The sequence below is a fragment of the Pikeienuella piscinae genome, from assembly GCF_011044155.1.
Lineage (GTDB): Bacteria > Pseudomonadota > Alphaproteobacteria > Rhodobacterales > Rhodobacteraceae > Pikeienuella > Pikeienuella piscinae.
Map to the genome: position 1 here is coordinate 4074028 of NZ_CP049056.1, position 18597 is coordinate 4092624.

General features: G+C 66.5%; 17 protein-coding genes. 9 read left to right on the forward strand and 8 right to left on the reverse strand.

What is annotated here, in order from left to right; all coding sequences use genetic code 11:
* Nucleotides 1–35 precede the first annotated feature (35 nt).
* The 6 genes from G5B40_RS19395 to G5B40_RS19420 all read right to left on the reverse strand — a co-directional run bounded on the left by G5B40_RS19395 (nt 36) and on the right by G5B40_RS19420 (nt 5437).
* Complete coding sequence (locus G5B40_RS19395) at nt 36–695, reverse strand: RES family NAD+ phosphorylase (protein WP_246209651.1); 660 nt, start codon at nt 693–695, stop codon at nt 36–38.
* A 61-nt stretch (nt 696–756) separates the two neighbouring features.
* Nucleotides 757–1137 carry an MbcA/ParS/Xre antitoxin family protein gene (locus G5B40_RS19400; protein ID WP_211907370.1) on the reverse strand — a complete coding sequence of 127 codons (381 nt, stop codon included), beginning with the start codon at nt 1135–1137 and terminating at the stop codon, nt 757–759.
* A gap of 128 nt (nt 1138–1265) precedes the next feature.
* Nucleotides 1266–1907, reverse strand: a complete 642-nt coding sequence (locus tag G5B40_RS19405) for a hypothetical protein (RefSeq protein ID WP_165102312.1) — start codon at nt 1905–1907, stop codon at nt 1266–1268.
* A 28-nt stretch (nt 1908–1935) separates the two neighbouring features.
* Nucleotides 1936–3237 carry an NAD-dependent dihydropyrimidine dehydrogenase subunit PreA gene (gene preA, locus G5B40_RS19410; RefSeq protein WP_165102315.1) on the reverse strand — a complete coding sequence of 434 codons (1302 nt, stop codon included), beginning with the start codon at nt 3235–3237 and terminating at the stop codon, nt 1936–1938.
* Nucleotides 3238–3250: 13 nt separating this feature from the next.
* The gene (locus G5B40_RS19415; protein ID WP_165102318.1) at nt 3251–4084 is read right to left on the reverse strand and encodes a class I SAM-dependent methyltransferase; all 834 of its coding nucleotides are present in this window, start codon (nt 4082–4084) and stop codon (nt 3251–3253) included.
* Nucleotides 4085–4111: 27 nt separating this feature from the next.
* Nucleotides 4112–5437: an NAD(P)-dependent oxidoreductase gene (locus G5B40_RS19420; protein ID WP_165102321.1), complete on the reverse strand. Its 1326-nt coding sequence runs from the start codon at nt 5435–5437 to the stop codon at nt 4112–4114.
* Nucleotides 5438–5765: 328 nt separating this feature from the next.
* Here G5B40_RS19420 and G5B40_RS19425 point away from each other — a divergent pair, with 328 nt between their 5' ends.
* Nucleotides 5766–6476 (forward strand): transmembrane 9 family protein, encoded by a 711-nt coding sequence (locus tag G5B40_RS19425; protein WP_165102324.1) that lies wholly within the window; start codon nt 5766–5768, stop codon nt 6474–6476.
* Between the two features lie 205 nt (nt 6477–6681).
* Here G5B40_RS19425 and G5B40_RS19430 read toward each other — a convergent pair whose 3' ends face one another.
* Together G5B40_RS19430 and erpA are read right to left on the reverse strand one after the other, a co-directional pair.
* Nucleotides 6682–7818 (reverse strand): histidine kinase dimerization/phosphoacceptor domain -containing protein, encoded by a 1137-nt coding sequence (locus G5B40_RS19430; RefSeq protein ID WP_165102327.1) that lies wholly within the window; start codon nt 7816–7818, stop codon nt 6682–6684.
* 148 nt (nt 7819–7966) lie between these two features.
* Nucleotides 7967–8302: an iron-sulfur cluster insertion protein ErpA gene (gene erpA, locus G5B40_RS19435; protein WP_165102330.1), complete on the reverse strand. Its 336-nt coding sequence runs from the start codon at nt 8300–8302 to the stop codon at nt 7967–7969.
* A gap of 100 nt (nt 8303–8402) precedes the next feature.
* Between erpA and G5B40_RS19440 the strand changes: the two genes are divergently transcribed.
* The 8 genes from G5B40_RS19440 (at nt 8403) to G5B40_RS19475 (ending at nt 18595) form a co-directional block, all read left to right on the forward strand.
* Nucleotides 8403–9590: a deoxyguanosinetriphosphate triphosphohydrolase gene (locus G5B40_RS19440; protein ID WP_246209652.1), complete on the forward strand. Its 1188-nt coding sequence runs from the start codon at nt 8403–8405 to the stop codon at nt 9588–9590.
* Between the two features lie 119 nt (nt 9591–9709).
* Nucleotides 9710–11455, forward strand: a complete 1746-nt coding sequence (argS, locus tag G5B40_RS19445) for an arginine--tRNA ligase (RefSeq protein WP_165102334.1) — start codon at nt 9710–9712, stop codon at nt 11453–11455.
* A gap of 74 nt (nt 11456–11529) precedes the next feature.
* Nucleotides 11530–12522: an SPOR domain-containing protein gene (locus G5B40_RS19450; protein ID WP_165102337.1), complete on the forward strand. Its 993-nt coding sequence runs from the start codon at nt 11530–11532 to the stop codon at nt 12520–12522.
* Nucleotides 12522–13535 (forward strand): beta-N-acetylhexosaminidase, encoded by a 1014-nt coding sequence (nagZ, locus tag G5B40_RS19455; protein WP_165102339.1) that lies wholly within the window; start codon nt 12522–12524, stop codon nt 13533–13535. The genes G5B40_RS19450 and nagZ overlap by 1 nt, the downstream gene beginning before the upstream one ends.
* On the forward strand, nt 13528–14370 hold the full coding sequence (locus G5B40_RS19460) for a segregation and condensation protein A (protein ID WP_165102342.1): 843 nt from the start codon (nt 13528–13530) through the stop codon (nt 14368–14370). Before nagZ ends, G5B40_RS19460 begins: the two co-directional genes overlap by 8 nt.
* Nucleotides 14363–15010 (forward strand): SMC-Scp complex subunit ScpB, encoded by a 648-nt coding sequence (gene scpB, locus G5B40_RS19465; protein ID WP_165102345.1) that lies wholly within the window; start codon nt 14363–14365, stop codon nt 15008–15010. The genes G5B40_RS19460 and scpB overlap by 8 nt, the downstream gene beginning before the upstream one ends.
* A 466-nt stretch (nt 15011–15476) precedes the next feature.
* Nucleotides 15477–16391 carry a LysR family transcriptional regulator gene (locus tag G5B40_RS19470; protein ID WP_165102348.1) on the forward strand — a complete coding sequence of 305 codons (915 nt, stop codon included), beginning with the start codon at nt 15477–15479 and terminating at the stop codon, nt 16389–16391.
* A 125-nt stretch (nt 16392–16516) separates the two neighbouring features.
* Nucleotides 16517–18595, forward strand: coding sequence for a hydantoinase/oxoprolinase family protein (locus G5B40_RS19475; RefSeq protein ID WP_165102350.1), 2079 nt, complete (start codon nt 16517–16519; stop codon nt 18593–18595).
* The last annotated feature ends 2 nt before the right edge of the window (nt 18596–18597 follow it).

Below are 18597 nucleotides of genomic sequence, written 5' to 3' on the forward strand. Positions count from 1 at the left end.
ATCCGGCTGCCGCTCCGGGTGCGAACAGGCGGCGCTCACCGCTCCCAGTTCATCGCCGCGATCCTCGGGTCGGCCGCGAAGGCGTCCCGCCCGAACGAGAGCGCCCGCGCCGGCGTCTCGCAGCGCGCGAACGGCCCCGCCGCCGAGAGGCTGAGCCGCCATGTCCGCGTCGCGCGCGGGGCGGCGTCGCGGAACGCGGCGCAGGAAAGCAGCGTGACGTTGGCCCGATTCAAGGGATCGCGAGCTGAGGTTGAGCGAATGGCTTCGGCGCCGAGGGCGAAGGCCTGGTCAACCAGGTCGTGACAGGCCGTATAGTCAGTAGGGTGGGTCCAGAGCGCCGCCGCCGCGTCGAAGGGTGGCGCGGTGAGATCGATCCGCTTCGCTGTCTCGTAGACGGTGCTGAAGGCGGTCAGTTCGACCGGATTCGCCGGCCAGGGCGCAGCCGGACTCTCGATAAAGAAGAGCAGGCGCCAGAATGCGATCTCCGCTATCGCCGTATCGACGCTTTCGGCGGCGTAAAAGACAGGGTGGAGCGGGCCGGCGCGGCGGAACCGGCTTTCGGTGCGCGCGGGATAGCGGAACGGCGTGAACATCAGCCAGTGAAGATGCCGGCAGGGCGCCGGAACCGGCGGCTTCGTTTCGTCGAGCAGCGCTTCGAGCCGTTCCTGTTCTTCGGCGTTATCGACCAGCTTCATGGTCGAAACCCTGTGCTGCGCCTCGACGACGCGCCAGATCAGGCCCGATCCCGGCCCAAGGTCAGATGAGCGCGCGGCGCGCATCGAGATAGGCGAGCACGTCCGTCAGCCCGGCGATGGTCCTGATCCGCGCCGCCGGCGCGCCGCCAAGCGCGGTGTTGTCGCTCCGCAGCCATTTCGCCGCCGCGTCGTCGTCGCCGCCGACGATGGCGTCCAGCGCACGATAGAAGCGGATGAAAAGCGCCGCGACCTCCCGCGCCTTCGGCGAGCGGGGCAGGGCGGCGTCCTTGTTGCTGATCTTCGAGATCACCGAGGGCGAGACGCCGATCACCTCGGAAAGCTCGGCATGGGTCATCCGCAGATGCTCCGCCGCCCGCAGCGCCGCTTTCGCCAGAAGCCGGTCGTCGCTGACCGGCGCTCTCTTCGCGATCAGAGTTCCCATCATATTCTCTCAGCATTGTTCTCAGAAGAATATATAAGAGAAATAATTCTCTGGTCAATCTTGCGCCCGGTTTCTTTCGGCGCTCTGCCTCTGGAATGTCGGGGTGCGTCGTGGATCACTACGTCAGCTCAACGACCGAGTATCTGTATTGCCCGGTGACGTCCAAGGGTCGGATCATAGCCCTGCAACAAATAGATCGCATCAAACTCTGTCGCTTGAGTTTCGATGCGCTTGGCCCAGTTTTCTACTTCTTCCCAACATCGCTGATGATCTGAGTCTTCAAGCACGAGCACCAGCCATCTCTCTGAAAGCACAGGTTCATCTGGCCAACGACAAAGATCACGTTCTTTCCTTGCAATTGATTCCAAAATCTCATTGCGAAGTTGAGATTCACTGAGGTTCCAAACGATACCCCGATCCCGTGGTTCAAGTTTCTCGTGAAAAGATACTCCGTGGACGGGTTTACCCTTTCTGAGCGCGTCGCGGCCTTTTCGAAGTTGCCTATTCGTCAACCATCGATGTTCGACGCCTATAATCCGCTCGCCGACGGTACGGATCGCATCGGGCGGATCGTTCCCCGGACGAACGAGAGAGATCTCATGATGATTCAGCCCGAGCGCATCGGCGAGATCCTGAACATCGCCAATTTCTTTGAGTGGTTTGAATCCGGATGGAGTGATGCCGTCTTGGCACTGCGGCAAGCACTGCATGGCATCGAGTTCAGACCAGCCATGCGCAGATTCTGCCGGTGCTTCGAAATCTGCACGCACTCTTATTCTTTGCTTTTTCGACGACGTCTCACTCCGCCGCCACCGCCCCCGGATTGTTTGGGTGCGCCGTCCAGTCGCCGTGCTCCTCGACCACGACCTTGCCGGTGCGCGGGTCGGTGGCGCCGACATCAAGTCGCTCCATGGTGATGCAGTTCTCCACCGGGCAGACATTGACGCAGAGGTTGCAGGCGACGCATTCGTCGTCGAGCACCTCGAAGACCCGACCCGGCTTCATCGCGATGGCCTGGTGGGAGGTGTCCTCGCACGCCGCGAAGCAGCGGCCGCACTTGATGCATGAATCCTGATCGATCCGGGCCTTGGTGACGTAATTCAGGTTCAGATTCTGCCAGTCGGTGACGTTCGGCGTCGCCCGCCCGACCAGATCCGCCAGCGCCATGTCCTTGCCGTCGAGATAGTCGGAAAGCCCGGCTGTCATCTCCTTCACGATGGCGAAGCCATAGGTCATCGCCGCGGTGCAGACTTGCACGTTGCCGCAGCCGAGCGCCATGAACTCCGCCGCGTCGCGCCATGTCGTCACCCCGCCGATGCCCGAGATCGGCAGGCCGGCGGTCTCCGGGTCGCGGGCGATCTCGGAGACCATGGAGAGCGCGATGGGCTTGACCGCCGGGCCGCAATAGCCGCCGTGAGAGCCCTTTCCGTCGATCGTCGGCTCCGGCGCGAAACTGTCGAGGTCGACCGCGGTGATCGAGTTGATCGTGTTGATCAGGCTGACCGCGTCCGCGCCGCCCGCCTTCGCCGCCGCGGCGGGCTTACGGATATCGGTGATATTGGGCGTCAGCTTCACGATCACCGGCATGCGCGTCGTCTGCTTGCACCAGCGCGCGACCATCTCGATATATTCCGGCACCTGACCGACGGCGGAGCCCATGCCGCGCTCGCTCATCCCGTGCGGGCAACCGAAATTCAACTCGATTCCATCGGCCCCGGTCTCCTCCACCAGCGGCAGGATCGCTTTCCACGCAGCCTCCTCGCAGGGCACCATGATGGAGGCGATCAACGCCCGGTCCGGCCAGTCGCGCTTGACCGTCTTCATCTCGCGCAGATTCACCTCCAGCGGCCGGTCGGTGATCAGCTCTATATTGTTGAGTCCCAGAAGCCGCCGGTCCGCGCCCCAGATCGCGCCGTAGCGCGGGCCGTTGACGTTCACCACCGGCGGCCCTGCCTCGCCCAGCGTCTTCCAGACGACGCCGCCCCAGCCCGCCTTGAAGGCGCGGACGATGTTGTATTCCTTGTCGGTCGGCGGCGCGGAGGCGAGCCAGAACGGGTTGGGGGATTTGATCCCAAGGAATTCACTGGAGAGGCTGGCCATGGGCTGGCTCCTTTCAGGCGCGGAGGATGAGTTCGACCGGCGCGATGCGGCCGGCCTTCACGTTGTCGACATAGTTTTTTATCTTTTCGCCCGCGGTCTCCCGCATCATCAGGTGGATGCCGAGCGGGGAGGGGCCGTGTTCCTTCATCCGCGCGAAAACCTCGGCGAAGAAGTCGAGCGCGAACTGCGCCCGCGCGCGCGTCGCGACGATCTCGAACCCGGCTGCGCGCGCTGCGTCCTCGTAGGCGGCAAGGGGGGTGACGAAGGAAGTCCCGGCGGCTTCCGACCAGGGCAACGGGAACGCGAGGGGCGTCGTCTCGTCCTCCGCCCTCATCACGTCGAATACCGCGAATGTCCCGCCCGGTTTCAGGACGCGCTTCGCCTCCGCCATGAGGGTGGTCTTGTCCTCGATGTTCATCCCGACATGCAGCAGCAGCGCGAGTTCGAAATGCCCGTCCTTCACCGGCAGCGCTAGCGCCGAGCCGGTATGGAAATCGGTCTGGTCCGCGAGGCCGACCAGCGCCGAAAGCTCCCGCGCAGTCTCGATGAATTCCGGCGTCAGATCGACTCCGGTGACATGCGCGCCCTTCGTGTGCGCGACGTGCCGCGCCGGCCCGCCGATGCCGCAGCCGATATCGAGCGCGAGCGTTCCCGGCTTGATCGTCAACTGCGCGAGAAGATCGTCGGTCGCCCGCCGCCCGCCGGTGTGAAACTCGTCCACCGCAGCGAGGTCGTCGGGCGTCGCCGCATCGGGGTCGATGTCCAGCGTCCTCAGCGCGTTGAGGATATGCCGCATCAGCGCTCCGGTGGTGTAGTGCTTCGCGACCTCGGTCTCGATATCGGGCATCGCCTCGCCTTTCGTCCGCGCCCTGGATCAGCGTCCTCCGGTCAGCGCGGCGTGAATGTCCTCGGCCGCGTCCCGCCCCTCGGCCACGGCCGTCACGGTCAGATCGTCGCCCCCGACGGCGCAATCGCCGCCCGCCCAGACCCTGGCGAGCGTGGTGCGGCCGGGACCCTCGACGCTTATCTTACCACCTTCTAGCGCCAAAGTCTCAGGCGCGCCGTCGAGCCGCTGGCCGATCGCGGCGAGCACCTGATCCGCTTTGAGGATCACGGTCTCGCCGGTCTCGCGCAGCCCGTCCGGGCCCTCCGTGGTGTAGGCGAGTTCAACCTCGCCCGCGCTGATCCGTATCGGCGCGACGTTGGTGAGGATGCGCACGCCGGAAGTCGCCGCGAGATCCTGTTCGAACGCGCTGGCGTTCATCCGTTCGCGGCCGCGTCGATAGGCGAGCGTCACGTTCAGCGCGCCGAGCTTTCTGGCCTGCACCGCCGCGTCGATCGCGGTCATGCCGCCGCCGATGACAACGACATTGCGCCCGACGCGAAGCGCGCGGCGGTCCTCCGCCTGGCGCAGTGCGGCGATGAACTCCACCGCATCTTCCGCGCTCCCATCCTCGGCGCCCTCGAGCCCGAGCGCGTTGACCCCCGCGAGCCCGAGGCCGAGGAACACCGCGTCGTGATGATCGCGTAGCTCGTCGAGCGTCATGTCGGCCCCGAGCCGGCGGCCGGTCTTCAGCGTGATCCCGCCGATTCCGAGCAGCCATTCCACCTCGCGCTCCGCGAACTCCTCGACCGTCTTGTAGGCGGCGATGCCGTATTCGTTGAGCCCGCCGGGCTTGGGGCGGGCGTCGTAGATCGTCACCTCGTGGCCCTTCATCGCCAGCCGGTGCGCGCAGGCCAACCCGGCCGGACCGGCCCCGACCACCGCGATCCGCCGGCCGGTCGCCGCTTCGCGCTCGAAGGGCTGTTCGCCGGCCATCAGCATGTCGGTGGCGAAGCGCTGGAGCCGGCCGATCTCCACCGGCTTGCCCTCCGCCGCCTCGCGCACGCAGGCCTCCTCGCACAGCGTCTCGGTCGGGCAGACGCGGGCGCACATGCCGCCGAGAATGTTCTGCGCGAAGATCGTCCGCGCCGCGCCCTCCGGCGAGCCGGTGGCGATCTGTCGGATGAAGAGCGGGATGTCGATCGTGGTCGGGCAGGCCGCGACGCAGGGCGCGTCGTGGCAGAAATAGCACCGGTCGGCGGCGACCAGCGCCTCGTGCGCGTCGAGCGGCGGGTGCAGGTCGGCGAAATTCGCGTCGATCGTCTCCGCCGGCAACCGTCCAGCGGCGAGCCCTGGCGTCATGGGCGAGTTTGGCATCTGGCTACCACCCTGTTTTTGACTAATTGGTAAAATTCTTTCCCGCGCGCACGCCTCATGTCAAGCGCCGGGAGCAAGAGATGGCGTTCCCGCCGGGTGCGACCGGACGCCATTTCGCTCGGAGACTCGGGAACCCTTCATCCGTCGCGACGTTGAACAGGCGTCGCGCCCGTCACGCGCGCGGCGCGGAATTGATTGAATCATACGGGAGAAACGGGATGCACGGAATAATCTATCTTGTCGGGCTCGTGGTCGTCGTCATGGCGGTCCTGTCCCTGCTCGGGCTGCAATAGCCCCTCCATGACCGATCACGAGAGAGGACAGTAAGATGTCGGAACGAATTGAAGCGCCGACCTCGGCGGCCCGCCCCGCGCTCGCCGATCAGGGAAACTATGTCGATTGGTCGTCGATCTTCGCGGGCGCAGTCGTCGCGTCGGGGATCGCGTTCGTTTTCATGACGTTCGGCGCGGCGTTGGGGCTCTCGTTCATTTCCCCGTACAAGGGCGAGGGATCGGCGCTCGCGGCGTTGGTCGCCGTCGGTTGCTGGATGTTGTGGACCACGATCTCCAGCTTCATGGCGGGCGGTTACATCGCCGGCCGCATGCGGCGGCGTATCGATAGCGCGAGCGTCGACGAGGTGAGCATCCGCGATGGCGTCCACGGCCTGACCATGTGGGGCGTCGCGGTGCTGCTCGGCGCCGCTCTCCTGGCTGCGAGCGCGAACACCGCCGTCCAGGACGCCGCCGAAACGACCGCGGCCGCCACTGCCGCGCAGAGCATGGCGACCGACGCGTCGTCCTCTGCGTCGGACCCGGCCACTGCGTCGGAGACCGCGACGACCGTCGCGGCGAAGCCGGAACTCAGCGACGCCGAGGCGAAAGCGGCGGCCGAAACCGCGCGCAAATACTCGATTCTATCAGCGTTCGTGCTGGCGTCGTCGCTCCTGATCGCCGGGGCCGGCGCCTATTGGGCGGCGGGCGTTGGCGGACGCCACCGGGACGAAGGGCGCGTTTTCACCCAATTCGGCCGCTGGGCGTAGGGAGGATAACCAATGGGTGCGATATTACTCTGGCTGATCGGCGTTCCGCTCTGGATCATCATCCTGCTGGCTCTGTTGGCGTGACCAGCGCTGAAGGCGAAGGCGCCGCCCCCGGAAAGGGGGCGGCGCGACCTGTCTTGAACTTCTGGCTGGCGTCGCCGGCGGCCCGCGCGATCCCCGGCGATGATGATACCGCCTTGTCTGTTCAGGCGCTGACAGGCTTGAGAACGCTTTTCTCGACCGCGCCGGAACCGCGGTCGGCCGGGAACTCCAGCCGGATCGAAACCCCATCGGGCGAGCTTTCGACATCGAGATCGCAGCGCAACTCCATGCAGACCAGTTCGGCGATCTTCATGCCGAGGCCGCCCGAACCCGAATCCGCATCAGCCGGCAATCCGACGCCGTTGTCGGATGAGACGATCCTGACCGTTCCGTCCCGGTCGGCGTCCACCGCGATCAGGACCCGGCCGGGCCTCTGATCGGGAAACGCGTGCTTGAACGAATTCGCGACGAACTCGTTGACCAGAGTTCCGACGGCGACGGCTTGGCGCGAACTGACCACGACCGGCTCGGCTTCCACGTCAATGGTCACGGTTTCCGGCGCAATCCCGACAAGGTAGTCGCGGACATTCCGGATGTAGCTGGCGAGGTCCACCATCGGCCCCGCATCGGTCCGATAGAGTTGTTCGTGAAGCGCGGCGACGGCTTCGATTCGGGTCCCGATGCCCGCTACCGCGGCTCTCGCATCGTCCGACTGCAGGGTCCGGCCCTGAATCCGTATGAACGAGGACAACGACTGCAGCGAATTCTTCACCCGGTGGTCCACCTCTCGCCGCAGCATTCCCGCGACGCGGAGCGCCCTTCGCATCTCGAGCTGCGCCATGACCTGATTTGCGAGAACCCTGATCGCGTCGCGCTGCAACGGAGTCAGCGTCCTCGGCTGATGATCGAGAACGCAGAGCGTGCCGAGCGGCAAGCCCTCTTTCGTCTTCAGGATCGCCCCGGCGTAGAACCGCAGCCCCGGATCGCCGCAGCAGAGCGGATTGTCGACCATGCGGGGGTCTTCGAGCGTGTCCTCAATCTCGACGAAATCGTTCTCCAGGATCACATGCGAACAGATCGAGGTCGCCAGAGGCGTCTCCCGGACGCCGAGGCCGGTCTCCGCCTTGAACCATTGCCGCTCGGCGTCGATCAGATTGACGACCGCGATCGGCGAATCGCAGATCGACGCCGCCAGAAGGGCGATATCATCGAAATCCTTCTCTCGATCCGTGTCGAGAATCTCGTATGAGCGCAGCGCGGCGAGTCGCTCCGCCTGCCTGGGGTGCAGATCAGCTTCCATGTTTCCTGGCGGCTCCAATTTCGGACGGCTGCGCTCTCTCTACGCGCCGAAACTTCAGAAGGGCATTTAACTGGATTAATCGGAGCAAAACGAGCGCGGGCGCGGCAAAGAGCCGCGCGCGCCGCCGCATGGCCGCCGCGGGTTGGTCTCAGATTGAAAAGCTTGTCCCGCAACCGCAGGAGCTTGTCGCGTTCGGGTTCTCGACTTCGAAGCGGGCGCCGATCAGTTCATTCTTGAAGTCGACGACGGAGCCGGCAAGGAACGGCAGCGAAACCGGGTCGATCAGAACGGCGGCGCCGCCGGCCTCGATCACCAGATCGTCCTCGCCGGTCTCGTCCTCGAGCGTGAACTCGTACGAAAAGCCCGAGCAGCCGCCGCCGAGCACCGCGACGCGGAGATTCTTCTTCGCGCCCTCAGCCTCGGCGATGGCGTTCAGCCGCGCGGCGCAGGCGTCCGTGACTTTGATCGGCAGTGTGAGGTCCATGCGTTTTCTCTCGGCCAGTCCTCATGTATAGGCTGCCCGCAATGTATGATTTGGCGCGCAAGGGAACAAGGGCGGCGATGAAGCGGCGGCGTGACGTCCGATGATGAACCGCCAGCCGCTCGCGCCCTACGCGACCGACGCGGCGTGCTCCCGCGGGCGGCTGCACGCGGAGCCGGAGAGCGCGCATCGCAGTCCGTTCCAGCGCGACCGTGATCGCATCATCCATTCCTCCGCCTTTCGCCGTCTGAAGCACAAGACCCAGGTTTTCGTCGAGCATGAAGGCGACCACTATCGCACGCGGCTCACCCATAGCCTCGAGGTTGCGCAGATCGCGCGGACCTGCGCCCGCACCCTCGGCGCCGACGAGGACCTGGCCGAGGCCGTGGCGCTCGCGCATGATCTCGGCCACACGCCCTTCGGCCACACCGGCGAGGAAGCTCTGCATGGGGCGATGCGGGCGCATGGCGGGTTCGATCACAACGCCCAGACGCTGAAGATCGTCACCGATCTGGAGCGGCGCTACGCTGAGTTCGACGGGCTGAACCTGACATGGGAGGTGCTGGAAGGCATCGCCAAGCACAACGGGCCGCTCCTCGCCAGCGCCGGCGACGACCCTTCGACATTGCATTTCGCGCTCGCGGAGTATGACGCGCGATTCGATCTCGAACTCTGGACCCATGCCGGGCTGGAGGCGCAGATCGCCGCGCTCTCGGACGATATCGCCTATAATACGCACGATCTCGACGATGGGCTTCGGGCCGGGCTTTTCGGGCTTGGCGATCTCGCGGACCTTCCGCTCGCCGGCCCGGCGCTGGCGGAGGTGCGCGCGCGCTATCCCGGGCTCGACGCGCAGCGAACCGCGCACGAGACGTTCCGCCGGGTCTTTGGCGCGATGGTCGAGGACGTGTTGACGGAGACGCGGGCCCGCCTCGACGCCGCCGCGCCCGAAAGCGCCGAGGCGCTGCGCGCGCTTCCGGTTCAGATGGCGGCTTTCTCCGAAGCGCTGGACGGCGATCTGAAGATCGTCCGCGAGTTCCTTTTCGCCCGGATGTATCGCCACCCCGAGGTGCTGCGGATGCGCAGAAAAACCGCGCGCGTCGTCCGCGATCTCTTCGCGATCTTCGTGGAGGAGCCCGCGCTGCTTCCCGACGATTGGCGCGATGCGGCGGTTCACGCGGTTTCCGCGGATATCCGCGCCCGCGTCGTCGCCGATTACATCGCCGGGATGACCGACCGTTTCGCGCTGGACGAGCATCGGAACCTTACCGATGCGACGGCCCGCGTCTGAGCGACAAGAATGCTGGCCCGGCCGAACCGGATTGACGTGGCCGGCTTGTCGCGCCTGTGCTAGAGGGCGCGGAAATGGCGGATTTCCGTCGCAAAACCATCAAGCCGAGTGACGATCGCATGAATCTTTTCACCGATATCTGGAAACTCATCGACGAGGCGCTTGACGCGCTCGCCGCCGAGGGCGCGTTGCCCGCCGGTCTCGACCGCGGCGCGGTGACGGTTGAACCGCCGCGCGACGCCGCGCATGGCGACATGGCGACGAACGCGGCGATGGCGTTGGCGAAACCGGCCGGGATGAACCCGCGCGCCCTTGCCGGGCTGCTCGCGCCGAAGCTGGCGGCCGACCCGCGCGTCGCTGACGCCGCGATCGCGGGACCGGGCTTCATCAATCTCCGCCTCGCGCCCGAACTCTGGCTTGGCGCGATCCGGGCCGCGCTCGCCGCCGGGGCCGATTTCGGCCGGGCGACGAGCGGCGCCGGGCGCTCGGTCAATGTCGAGTTCGTCTCCGCGAACCCCACAGGCCCCCTTCATGTCGGCCACGCCCGCGGCGCCGTCTTTGGCGATGCGCTTGCGGGGCTTCTCGATTTCGCCGGCTGGAAGGTGACGCGCGAATACTACGTCAACGATGGCGGCGCCCAGGTCGACGTTCTCGCCCGCTCCGCCCATCACCGCTATCAGGAGGCGTTCGGTCGGGCGGTGGAGATCGCGCCGGGCCTCTATCCCGGCGACTACCTCGTTCCCGTCGGGGAGGCGCTCAAGGCCGAGTTCGGCGATCGTCTGCTCGACGCGCCGGAGTCGGAATGGCTCCCGATCGTCCGCGAATTCACGACCTCGCGGATGATGGACCTCATCCGCGAGGATCTGGCGGCATTCGGCGTGAGGATGGATCGCTTCCAGTCCGAAAAGGCGCTCTACGGCGCCGGCAAGATCGACGACGCGCTGAAGGCGCTCGACAGGAAGGGGCTCATTTACGAGGGCGTGCTTCCGCCGCCCAAGGGCAAAACGCCGGAGGATTGGGAGCCGCGTGAGCAGACGCTTTTCCGCTCCACCGCCTATGGCGACGATGTCGACCGGCCGGTGAAGAAATCCGACGGCGCCTGGACCTATTTCGCCCCAGATATCGCCTATCACTATGACAAGGTCGAGCGCGGCTATGACCTGCTGATCGACGTTTTTGGCGCTGACCACGGCGGCTATGTGAAACGGATGAAGGCGGTCGTCGCGGCGCTTTCCGACGGCAAGACCTCGCTCGACGTCAAGCTCTGCCAGTTGGTGAAGCTCTACAAGAACGGTGAACCCTACAAGATGTCGAAACGGGCGGGCACGTTCGTGACGCTGCGCGACGTGGTGGACGAGGTCGGCCCGGACGTCGCCCGGTTCACCATGTTGACCCGCAAGAACGATGCGCCGCTGGATTTCGATTTCGTGAAGGCGCAGGAGCAGTCGAAGGACAACCCGGTCTTCTATGTCCAGTACGCCAACGCCCGCGTCCATTCCGTGCTGCGGGGCGCGGTCGAGCAGGGCGTCCCCTGCGACGACGCCGCGCTCGGGCGCGCCGATCTCTCGTCGCTCGGCCACGAAGCATGGATCGAGCTGGCGAAGAAAGTCGCCGAATGGCCCCGCCTTGTGGAGACTGCGGCCCGGACGCATGAGCCGCATCGCGTCGCGTTTTACCTCTACGACCTCGCCGCCGTCTTTCACGCGCTTTGGAATCGCGGCCGAGATGAGGGCGCGCTTCGCTTCCTGCAGGAGAATGACGCAGCCGGCGCGCCGGCGCGTCTCGCGGCGATTCGCGCCGTTTCTGTTGTGATCTCGGCAGGTCTTGGTATCCTAGGGGTGACCCCGGTGACCGAAATGCGGTGAACGCAGGCACATTTGGGGTTTGAGCAGCAGGCGACCACCATATAAGGTGGCGTAAAGGCACAGGCGAAAACCCCATGCGGGACGATTCTTACCTTGAATCCGGCGCCGCCGCCAAGGCGGCCGTACGGAAATGGCGAAACGGCGCTGTCACAGCGCTCGGCGCGATGATCTCGTTGGCGATCCTGATCGGCGTCGTCACCTGGTCCTACAGGCTGGGTATGCGCGACGCCGAGGACATACCGGTGATACGGGCCGAGCTTGGCCCGACCAAGATCCGCCCGGAGGAGCCGGGGGGGCAGGAGGTCGCGCACCAGGATCGCGCCGTTTATGACGTGATCTCCGGCGGCGATGCGTCCACGTCCGCCAAGACGGCGCTCGCCCCGCCCGCCGACGGGCTGGCGCCCGACGACAAGGCCCCGGCCGCGCTGTCGCCGAAGCCCGCGCCTAGACCGGGAGACGAAAAGGTGGTGGCCGCCGTCGTCCCGGAGCCCGCCGCCGCGCCGCGTTCCGAGACGGAGGAGACCGTGGAGGCCGATGCGCCGGGCGCGCTGGAGGAGGAATCCGTCGCCGCGTCGGACGGCGCCGCCGAAAGCCCCGCCGCGCAAGACCCGCTCGCCGCCGCCGTCGCCGCCGCCGTCGCCGAAGTGATGGCGACGGAGCCGTCGGCCGGTGAGACTGACGAGGGGGCGGGGGACGGAGCCACCGGACAGGCGCCGAAATTCGCGCCCGCCGCGCCGCCTCGCCCGGTCCGGTCAGCCGCCCTCGCCTCCGGCCCGGCGAACGCCGCGGTGGCGGAGCCGCGCGCGGCGGCCGCCGCCAGCGAGATCCAGATCCAGCTCGGCGCTTTTGACAGCGAAGAGATCGCCGCGGCTGAGTGGACCCGGCTCAAGGCTGGAAACGGCGATCTTCTGACCGGGCGCGGCCGGGTGATCATGCCGGTGCAATCGGGCGGGCGCACGCTCTGGCGGCTCCGCGCCGGCCCCTTCGACGCCATCGCCGACGCGGCGGCGCTCTGCCGTGGTTTTCACGCCCGGAACGAAGCCTGCATCGTGGCGCGGGCGCGCTGATGGCGCCGGCGCCGCTGATCTTCGGCTTTGAGAGCGCGGAGCTGACGGCGCGGGAGCGGGATTTCTTCCGCTCGGCCAACCCATGGGGCTTCATCGTCTTCGCCCGGAACGTCGGGAATCAGGCGCAGCTTTCCGCGCTGACCGCCGATCTGCGCGATGCGGTGGGCCGCGCCGCGCCGGTGCTGATCGATCAGGAGGGCGGGCGCGTCCAGCGTCTCCGCCCGCCGAACTGGCGTAAGTTCCCGCCCGCGATGGCGGAAATAGAAGGGCGGAAGCTGGAGACTGCGGCCGAGGCGCTGGTCTTGCGCTACCGGCTGATTGCGCATGAGCTTTCCGCCTGCGGGATCGACGTGAACTGCGCGCCGCTTCTCGATGTCGCCAGCGCCGGGCTGCATGAGGCGATCGGAGATCGCGCGCTCGGGCGCGATCCGGCGACCGTCGCCGCGCTCGGCCACGCGGTTCGGCGCGGGCTGATGGCGGGCGGCGTGCTCCCCGTGGTGAAACATCTCCCCGGCTATGGCCGCGCCACCGTCGACCCGCATGTCGCGCTGCCCGTGGTGAGCGCCCCCCGCGCCGATCTGGAGCTGGATTTCGCGCCGTTCCGCGCGCATGCCGACGCGCCGATGGGTATGACTGCGCATCTGGTGATCGAAGCAGTGGACAGCGAATACGCGGTCACGTTTTCCGGCCCCTGCATCGACCTGATCCGCGAGGAGATCGGCTTCGACGGGCTGCTGATGACCGACGATATCTCCATGGGCGCCCTTCAAGGTCCGATTGGCGAACGCGTCGAGGCCAGCCTCGGCGCCGGCTGCGATATCGTTCTCCACTGCAATGGCGAGATGGCGGAAATGGAGGCGGCGGCCGCCGCCGCCGGAACGCTGACCGACGCCGCCCTGAAACGCGCCGAAGCCGTGGACGCCTTGAAACGCGAGGTCGAGGAGATCGACATCGCCGAGGTCGCGCGCCGCTATGACGCGCTCTCTTCGCGAAAGGCGGACTGCCATGCGTGACGACAGGGGCCATGAGCCGATCCTTCCACCCGAGAAGAAAGAGGAAGAGCTCTTTGTCGCGCCCCGCGCCGAAGCTGTCGATCCGGAGGCGCTTCTGGTCGATGTTGACGGTTTCGAGGGGCCGCTCGATCTTCTTCTAACGCTGGCGCGCGGCCAGAAGGTGGATCTGCGCCGCGTCTCGATTCTCCAACTCGCGGAGCAGTATCTCGCCTTCGTTTCGGCGGCGCGGAAACTCCGGATCGAACTCGCCGCCGATTATCTCGTCATGGCGGCCTGGCTCGCCTTTCTGAAATCCCGCCTCCTCCTGCCGCCGCCGGATGAGGAGGAAGGCCCGAGCGCGGAGGAACTCGCCGCCCGGCTCGCCTTCCGGCTGGAGCGGCTGGAGGCCATGCGCACCGCCGGCGCCCGTCTGATGGCCCGCGATCAGCTTGGCCGCGAGACATTCGCGCGGGGCGAGGCGGAGGTGCCGACCGTGCGGCGCGAGGTGGAATGGACCGCCTCGCTCGCGGAACTGCTGGCCGCGTACGCGCGCGTCAAGACCAAGGAAAGCTACGAGCCGCTGCACCTTCGCAGGGCGCCGGTCTTCGCGCTCGACGACGCGGTCAAACGTCTCGCCGGGCTGGTCGGCGAGGCGCTGGACTGGACCGCGCTTTCCGCCTGGCTGCCGCTCGAGTGGACCGGCGCGCCGGATCGCCGACGCAGCGCTCTCGCCTCGCATTTCGCAGCCTCGCTGGAATTGGTGAAGCGGGGCGAAGCCGAGCTTCGGCAGGATGACGCCTTCGGTCCGATCATGCTGCGCGCTCGCAGGAAAAAGGTCGCCGACGCTCATGTCTGACGACGCTTCCAGAAGCGCCGAAAGCCTCTTCACCGCGCCGCCGCTGGCGGAGCAGGAGCGGATGGTCGAGGCGCTGCTCTTCGCCGCGGCCAAGCCGGTCAGCCTCAAAGAGATGGCGGAGCGCATGCCGCACGGTTCCGACCCGGCCGAGGCGCTGGCGCATCTTCGCCGCCGCTATGAGGGGCGCGGCGTTCTGATCCGTCGCGTGGGGCAGGGTTGGGCGATCCGCACCGCGCCCGACCTCGCGTTTCTGATGCGCCGCGATCAGGTCGAGACGCGCCGGCTCTCTCGCGCCGCGGTCGAGACGCTGGCGATCATCGCCTATCACCAGCCGGTGACCCGCGCCGAGATAGAGGAGATCAGGGGCGTTTCGGTCTCGAAGGGCACGGTCGACATGCTGATCGAGCTTGAATGGGTCCGGCTGGGTCGGCGCCGGATGACCCCCGGCCGCCCGATCACCTTCGTCACCACCGAGAGCTTTCTCGACCATTTCAGCCTCGAAAGCCCCCGCGACCTCCCCGGTGTCAGGGAACTCCGCGACGCCGGCCTTCTCGACAACCAGGGCGCGGTCGACGCCGGCGAGGAGGACGATGACGACGATGCCCCGCCCCAGAAAGGCCAGGACGAGCTCTTCGAGTAGACGGCGCGCATCGTCTGCGCGACGGGCGAGAGAGCGTGAGCGTCCGACCGTTCGCGCCGCTCCGGCGGAAGTCCGCGCCGTCCCTGGCGGGAAGGAGATCCGGGCCGCGTCTGCTTTCGCCGCGAGCGACCTGGGCCGCTTTCATGTCTCGCCCTCGTACGATCGCCGCTCTTGCACAGGTCCCGAAGCTCATTTCCGATGAGGTGACGGCGAGCATGTCCTTCGCGACGACGCGCGGCTGCGATGTCCAGGAGAGAAGGGGCGCGCCGGGACGACAACGCCCCCGAGATTGGCGCACCCACGGATGACGCGCCTGCTTGAGACGGGAGAGGCCACGCCGTAGCGTCGCCGGCATGGCCAAACGCAGCTCTTCCGATCATTCCCAGACCAGCCTGGAGACTGTCGGCCCGGCAGCGTTGGACGCTGGGGTTTGGAATACCGGCCGTGCGAGAAGGGAAGAGACGCGATGATCAGGAATTCGATCAATCTGAAGCAACTTGAAGCCTTCGTCGCTGTTGTCGATTTCGGCACTTTCCGAAATGCGGCCGCACATCTCGGGACGACGCAGCCGAACATCTCCGCGCGCATAGCGGCGCTCGAATCCGGCATCGACGCGTTGCTCATGCGGCGCGATGCGGGCTCCGTGACCCTGACCGAAAAGGGGCGCACCCTTCTGCCTGCGGCGCGCAGAGTGCTCTGGTCGGCGGAGGCGTTCCTCGAAGAGGCGCACCGCACGGATCTGATCGCCGACAAGCTGAGACTGGGCGTCACGGAAATCGTCGCCGGCGCCTGGCTGAACGCGTATCTCCGCCGATTGCGGGAGGTCTACCCCTCGCTTACGGTCGAACTGACGGTCAATCTCTCTCGCGAGATCGAGCGCGACCTGGCATCGGGCGATCTCGACCTTTCATTGCAGACGGCCCCCTTCGCCATCGACATGCCAAGCGCTATCGAACTTGGTGAGTATGAATACAACTGGGTCGCGGCGCCCTTCGTCGCCGATGAGTTTTCTTCGCCGCTCAGCCTTGCGGACGCGATGGAATCGGCAGTTCTGATGCACGCGAAACACACGACGGCATCCGTCGAATTGCTGGAGGCGGCGCGGTTGCGCGGGCTGCGGACGGATCGCGTCGTTCATTCGAACAGTCTCGCGTCCTGCATCCAGATGGCGGTTGACGGACTCGGCCTCGCGCTCGCGCCGCGCGCGCTGACCGCGCGCCTCGTCTCGCGAGGCGAGCTTCACGTCATGCCTTCGGATTGGCGACCTTCTCCGTTACGGATATTTGCGCGCTATGACGACCGGCGCGCGCCACGCTTTGTCGCCGCCGCAGCGCGGCTGGCCGCGGAGGTTGAGCGCGCGAGCGGCGCTCACCTAGGATAAGAAAAATTGATCATGCCGAAACAGGAAAACAATTAGACTTGTTCGTCTTGCTTTCGCTTAGCTGGCGGGCGGGATTTGAAGGCGGCGCCGCCGTCGGGCGAGACGGCAGGGACAGGAGTGCAGGAATGAAAGCGAAGTCCGTTCGGCTTGGCGTGGACATCGGCGGCACATTTACGGATGTCGTGCTCGAAAAGGATGGCGAGATCACCTCGACAAAGGTGCTCACCACATATGATGCGCCCGAACGAGCGATCATCGACGGCATCGCCCAGGTCTGCCGCAAGGCGGAGGTCGAGCCGGGCGAGATCGGCCAGATCATCCATGGCACCACGCTCGCGACCAACGCGCTTATCGAGCGGCGTGGCGCGAAGACGGCGTTGATCACCACCGAGGGCTTTCGCGACGTGATCGAGATGCGGACGGAAAGCCGCTTCGAGCAATACGACCTCAATCTTCTGCTGCCGGAACCGCTGCTGCCGCGCTATATGCGCTTCACCGTGAAGGAACGTGTGAGCGCTACCGGCGAGACGCTGATCCCGCTCGATCGCGCCGAGGTCGAAGAGGTGGTGGAGCGGATCGCGCGGACGGGCGCCGAGTCCGTCGCCGTTGGCCTCATCCATTCCTATCTCGACGGCGCGCACGAACGCATGATCCGTGATGTCGTGGCGGAGAAGATGCCGGGCGCGGCGATCTCGCTCTCCTCTGAGGTGTCGCCTCAGATGCGGGAGTACGAGCGTTTCAACACTGTGGTGGCGAACGCTTTCATCAAGCCGCTGATGAAGTCCTATCTCGACCGGCTCGCCGACCGGTTGCGGGCGGAGGGCGCCGATTGCGACGTGTTCCTGATCCATTCCGGCGGCGGAATCATCTCGCTTGAGGACGCGGCCGAGTTTCCCGTGCGGCTGGTCGAGTCCGGCCCTGCGGGGGGCGCCGTCTTCGCCGCGCATATCGCGGCGCGCTACGGACTGGACAAGGTGCTCAGTTTCGACATGGGCGGGACGACCGCGAAGATCTGCCTGATCAAGAACCAGACGCCCAAGACCAGCCGCGTCTTCGAGGTGGCACGCACCTACCGGTTCAAGAAGGGTTCGGGGATGCCGATCTCAATTCCGGTGATCGACATGGTCGAGATCGGCGCTGGCGGCGGTTCGCTCGCCCATGTCGACGCGCTGCGACAGATTCGCGTCGGGCCTGAATCGGCGGGATCGGAGCCCGGCCCCGCCTGCTACGGAAGAGATGGGGAGCGGCCGGCCGTCACCGACGCCGATCTCGTTCTCGGAAAGCTCGATCCGGACAATTTCGCCGGTGGGTCGATCCGCCTTCACGCCGACCGGTCACGCGCGGCGCTGACCGGGCATATCGGCGAGCGGCTGGAGATGGATGCCGCGGAAGCGGCGTTCGGCGTCGCCGAGGTGGTGGACGAGAACATGGCCAACGCCGCCCGCGTGCACGCGGTCGAGAACGGCGAGGATCTGTCTGGCTACACGATGATCGCCTTCGGCGGCGCGGCGCCGCTCCATGCCGGCCGCCTCTGCGAGAAGCTCGGCGTCAGCCGCATGCTTGTGCCCGAAGGGGCGGGCGTCGGCTCCGCCATCGGCTTTCTGCGCGCGCCCTTCAGCTTCGAGGCGAACCGCTCGGTCTTCATGCGGCTTGACGCGTTCGAACCCGCCCGCATCACCGCTCTTCTTGACGAGTTGACGGAGGAGGCGACGAGTTTTGTCCGCTCTTGCGCGCCGGAAAGTGAGATCCTTTCGGAATACAAGGTCTACATGCGATATTCCGGTCAGGGGTGGGAGATCCCCGTCACCCTGACCAGGGAGCAGGCGACCAACCCTGATGCGGAGGTCTTCCTCGCGCGCTTCGAGGAGGATTACACGAAGCTCTTCGGGCGACCGGTCACCGGCATGGCGGTCGAAATCACCGTCTGGTCGGTCAACGCGACGACCCCGCCCGAGAACGTCGCCCGCGTCGAGACGGCGGAGCGGGCCGACCGCGCGCCTTCGGATGCGACGCGGCCGATCTTCGACGCCGCCGAGGGCGGCTTCGTCGACGCCGCCCTTGTCGATCGCGACAGAATCGGAACCGGTCAGGCGGTGGACGGCCCCGCCGCGATCACGGAGACGGAGACGACCGTCATCGTGCCATCGAGCCGTTACGCGATCCGACAGCCGGATGGCTGCATCGACATGCGCGAGAAGGAGTGAGG

Coding starts and splice junctions, on each gene's coding strand:
- G5B40_RS19460 (WP_165102342.1), top strand. CDS start 13,528: ATGCGTGACGACAGGGGCCATGAGCCGATCCTTCCACCCGAGAAGAAA.
- G5B40_RS19430 (WP_165102327.1), bottom strand. CDS start 7,818: ATGGAAGCTGATCTGCACCCCAGGCAGGCGGAGCGACTCGCCGCGCTG.
- scpB (WP_165102345.1), top strand. CDS start 14,363: ATGTCTGACGACGCTTCCAGAAGCGCCGAAAGCCTCTTCACCGCGCCG.
- G5B40_RS19470 (WP_165102348.1), top strand. CDS start 15,477: ATGATCAGGAATTCGATCAATCTGAAGCAACTTGAAGCCTTCGTCGCT.
- G5B40_RS19425 (WP_165102324.1), top strand. CDS start 5,766: ATGTCGGAACGAATTGAAGCGCCGACCTCGGCGGCCCGCCCCGCGCTC.
- G5B40_RS19415 (WP_165102318.1), bottom strand. CDS start 4,084: ATGCCCGATATCGAGACCGAGGTCGCGAAGCACTACACCACCGGAGCG.
- preA (WP_165102315.1), bottom strand. CDS start 3,237: ATGGCCAGCCTCTCCAGTGAATTCCTTGGGATCAAATCCCCCAACCCG.
- argS (WP_165102334.1), top strand. CDS start 9,710: ATGAATCTTTTCACCGATATCTGGAAACTCATCGACGAGGCGCTTGAC.
- G5B40_RS19420 (WP_165102321.1), bottom strand. CDS start 5,437: ATGCCAAACTCGCCCATGACGCCAGGGCTCGCCGCTGGACGGTTGCCG.
- G5B40_RS19475 (WP_165102350.1), top strand. CDS start 16,517: ATGAAAGCGAAGTCCGTTCGGCTTGGCGTGGACATCGGCGGCACATTT.
- nagZ (WP_165102339.1), top strand. CDS start 12,522: ATGGCGCCGGCGCCGCTGATCTTCGGCTTTGAGAGCGCGGAGCTGACG.
- erpA (WP_165102330.1), bottom strand. CDS start 8,302: ATGGACCTCACACTGCCGATCAAAGTCACGGACGCCTGCGCCGCGCGG.
- G5B40_RS19450 (WP_165102337.1), top strand. CDS start 11,530: ATGCGGGACGATTCTTACCTTGAATCCGGCGCCGCCGCCAAGGCGGCC.
- G5B40_RS19395 (WP_246209651.1), bottom strand. CDS start 695: ATGAAGCTGGTCGATAACGCCGAAGAACAGGAACGGCTCGAAGCGCTG.
- G5B40_RS19400 (WP_211907370.1), bottom strand. CDS start 1,137: ATGGGAACTCTGATCGCGAAGAGAGCGCCGGTCAGCGACGACCGGCTT.
- G5B40_RS19440 (WP_246209652.1), top strand. CDS start 8,403: ATGATGAACCGCCAGCCGCTCGCGCCCTACGCGACCGACGCGGCGTGC.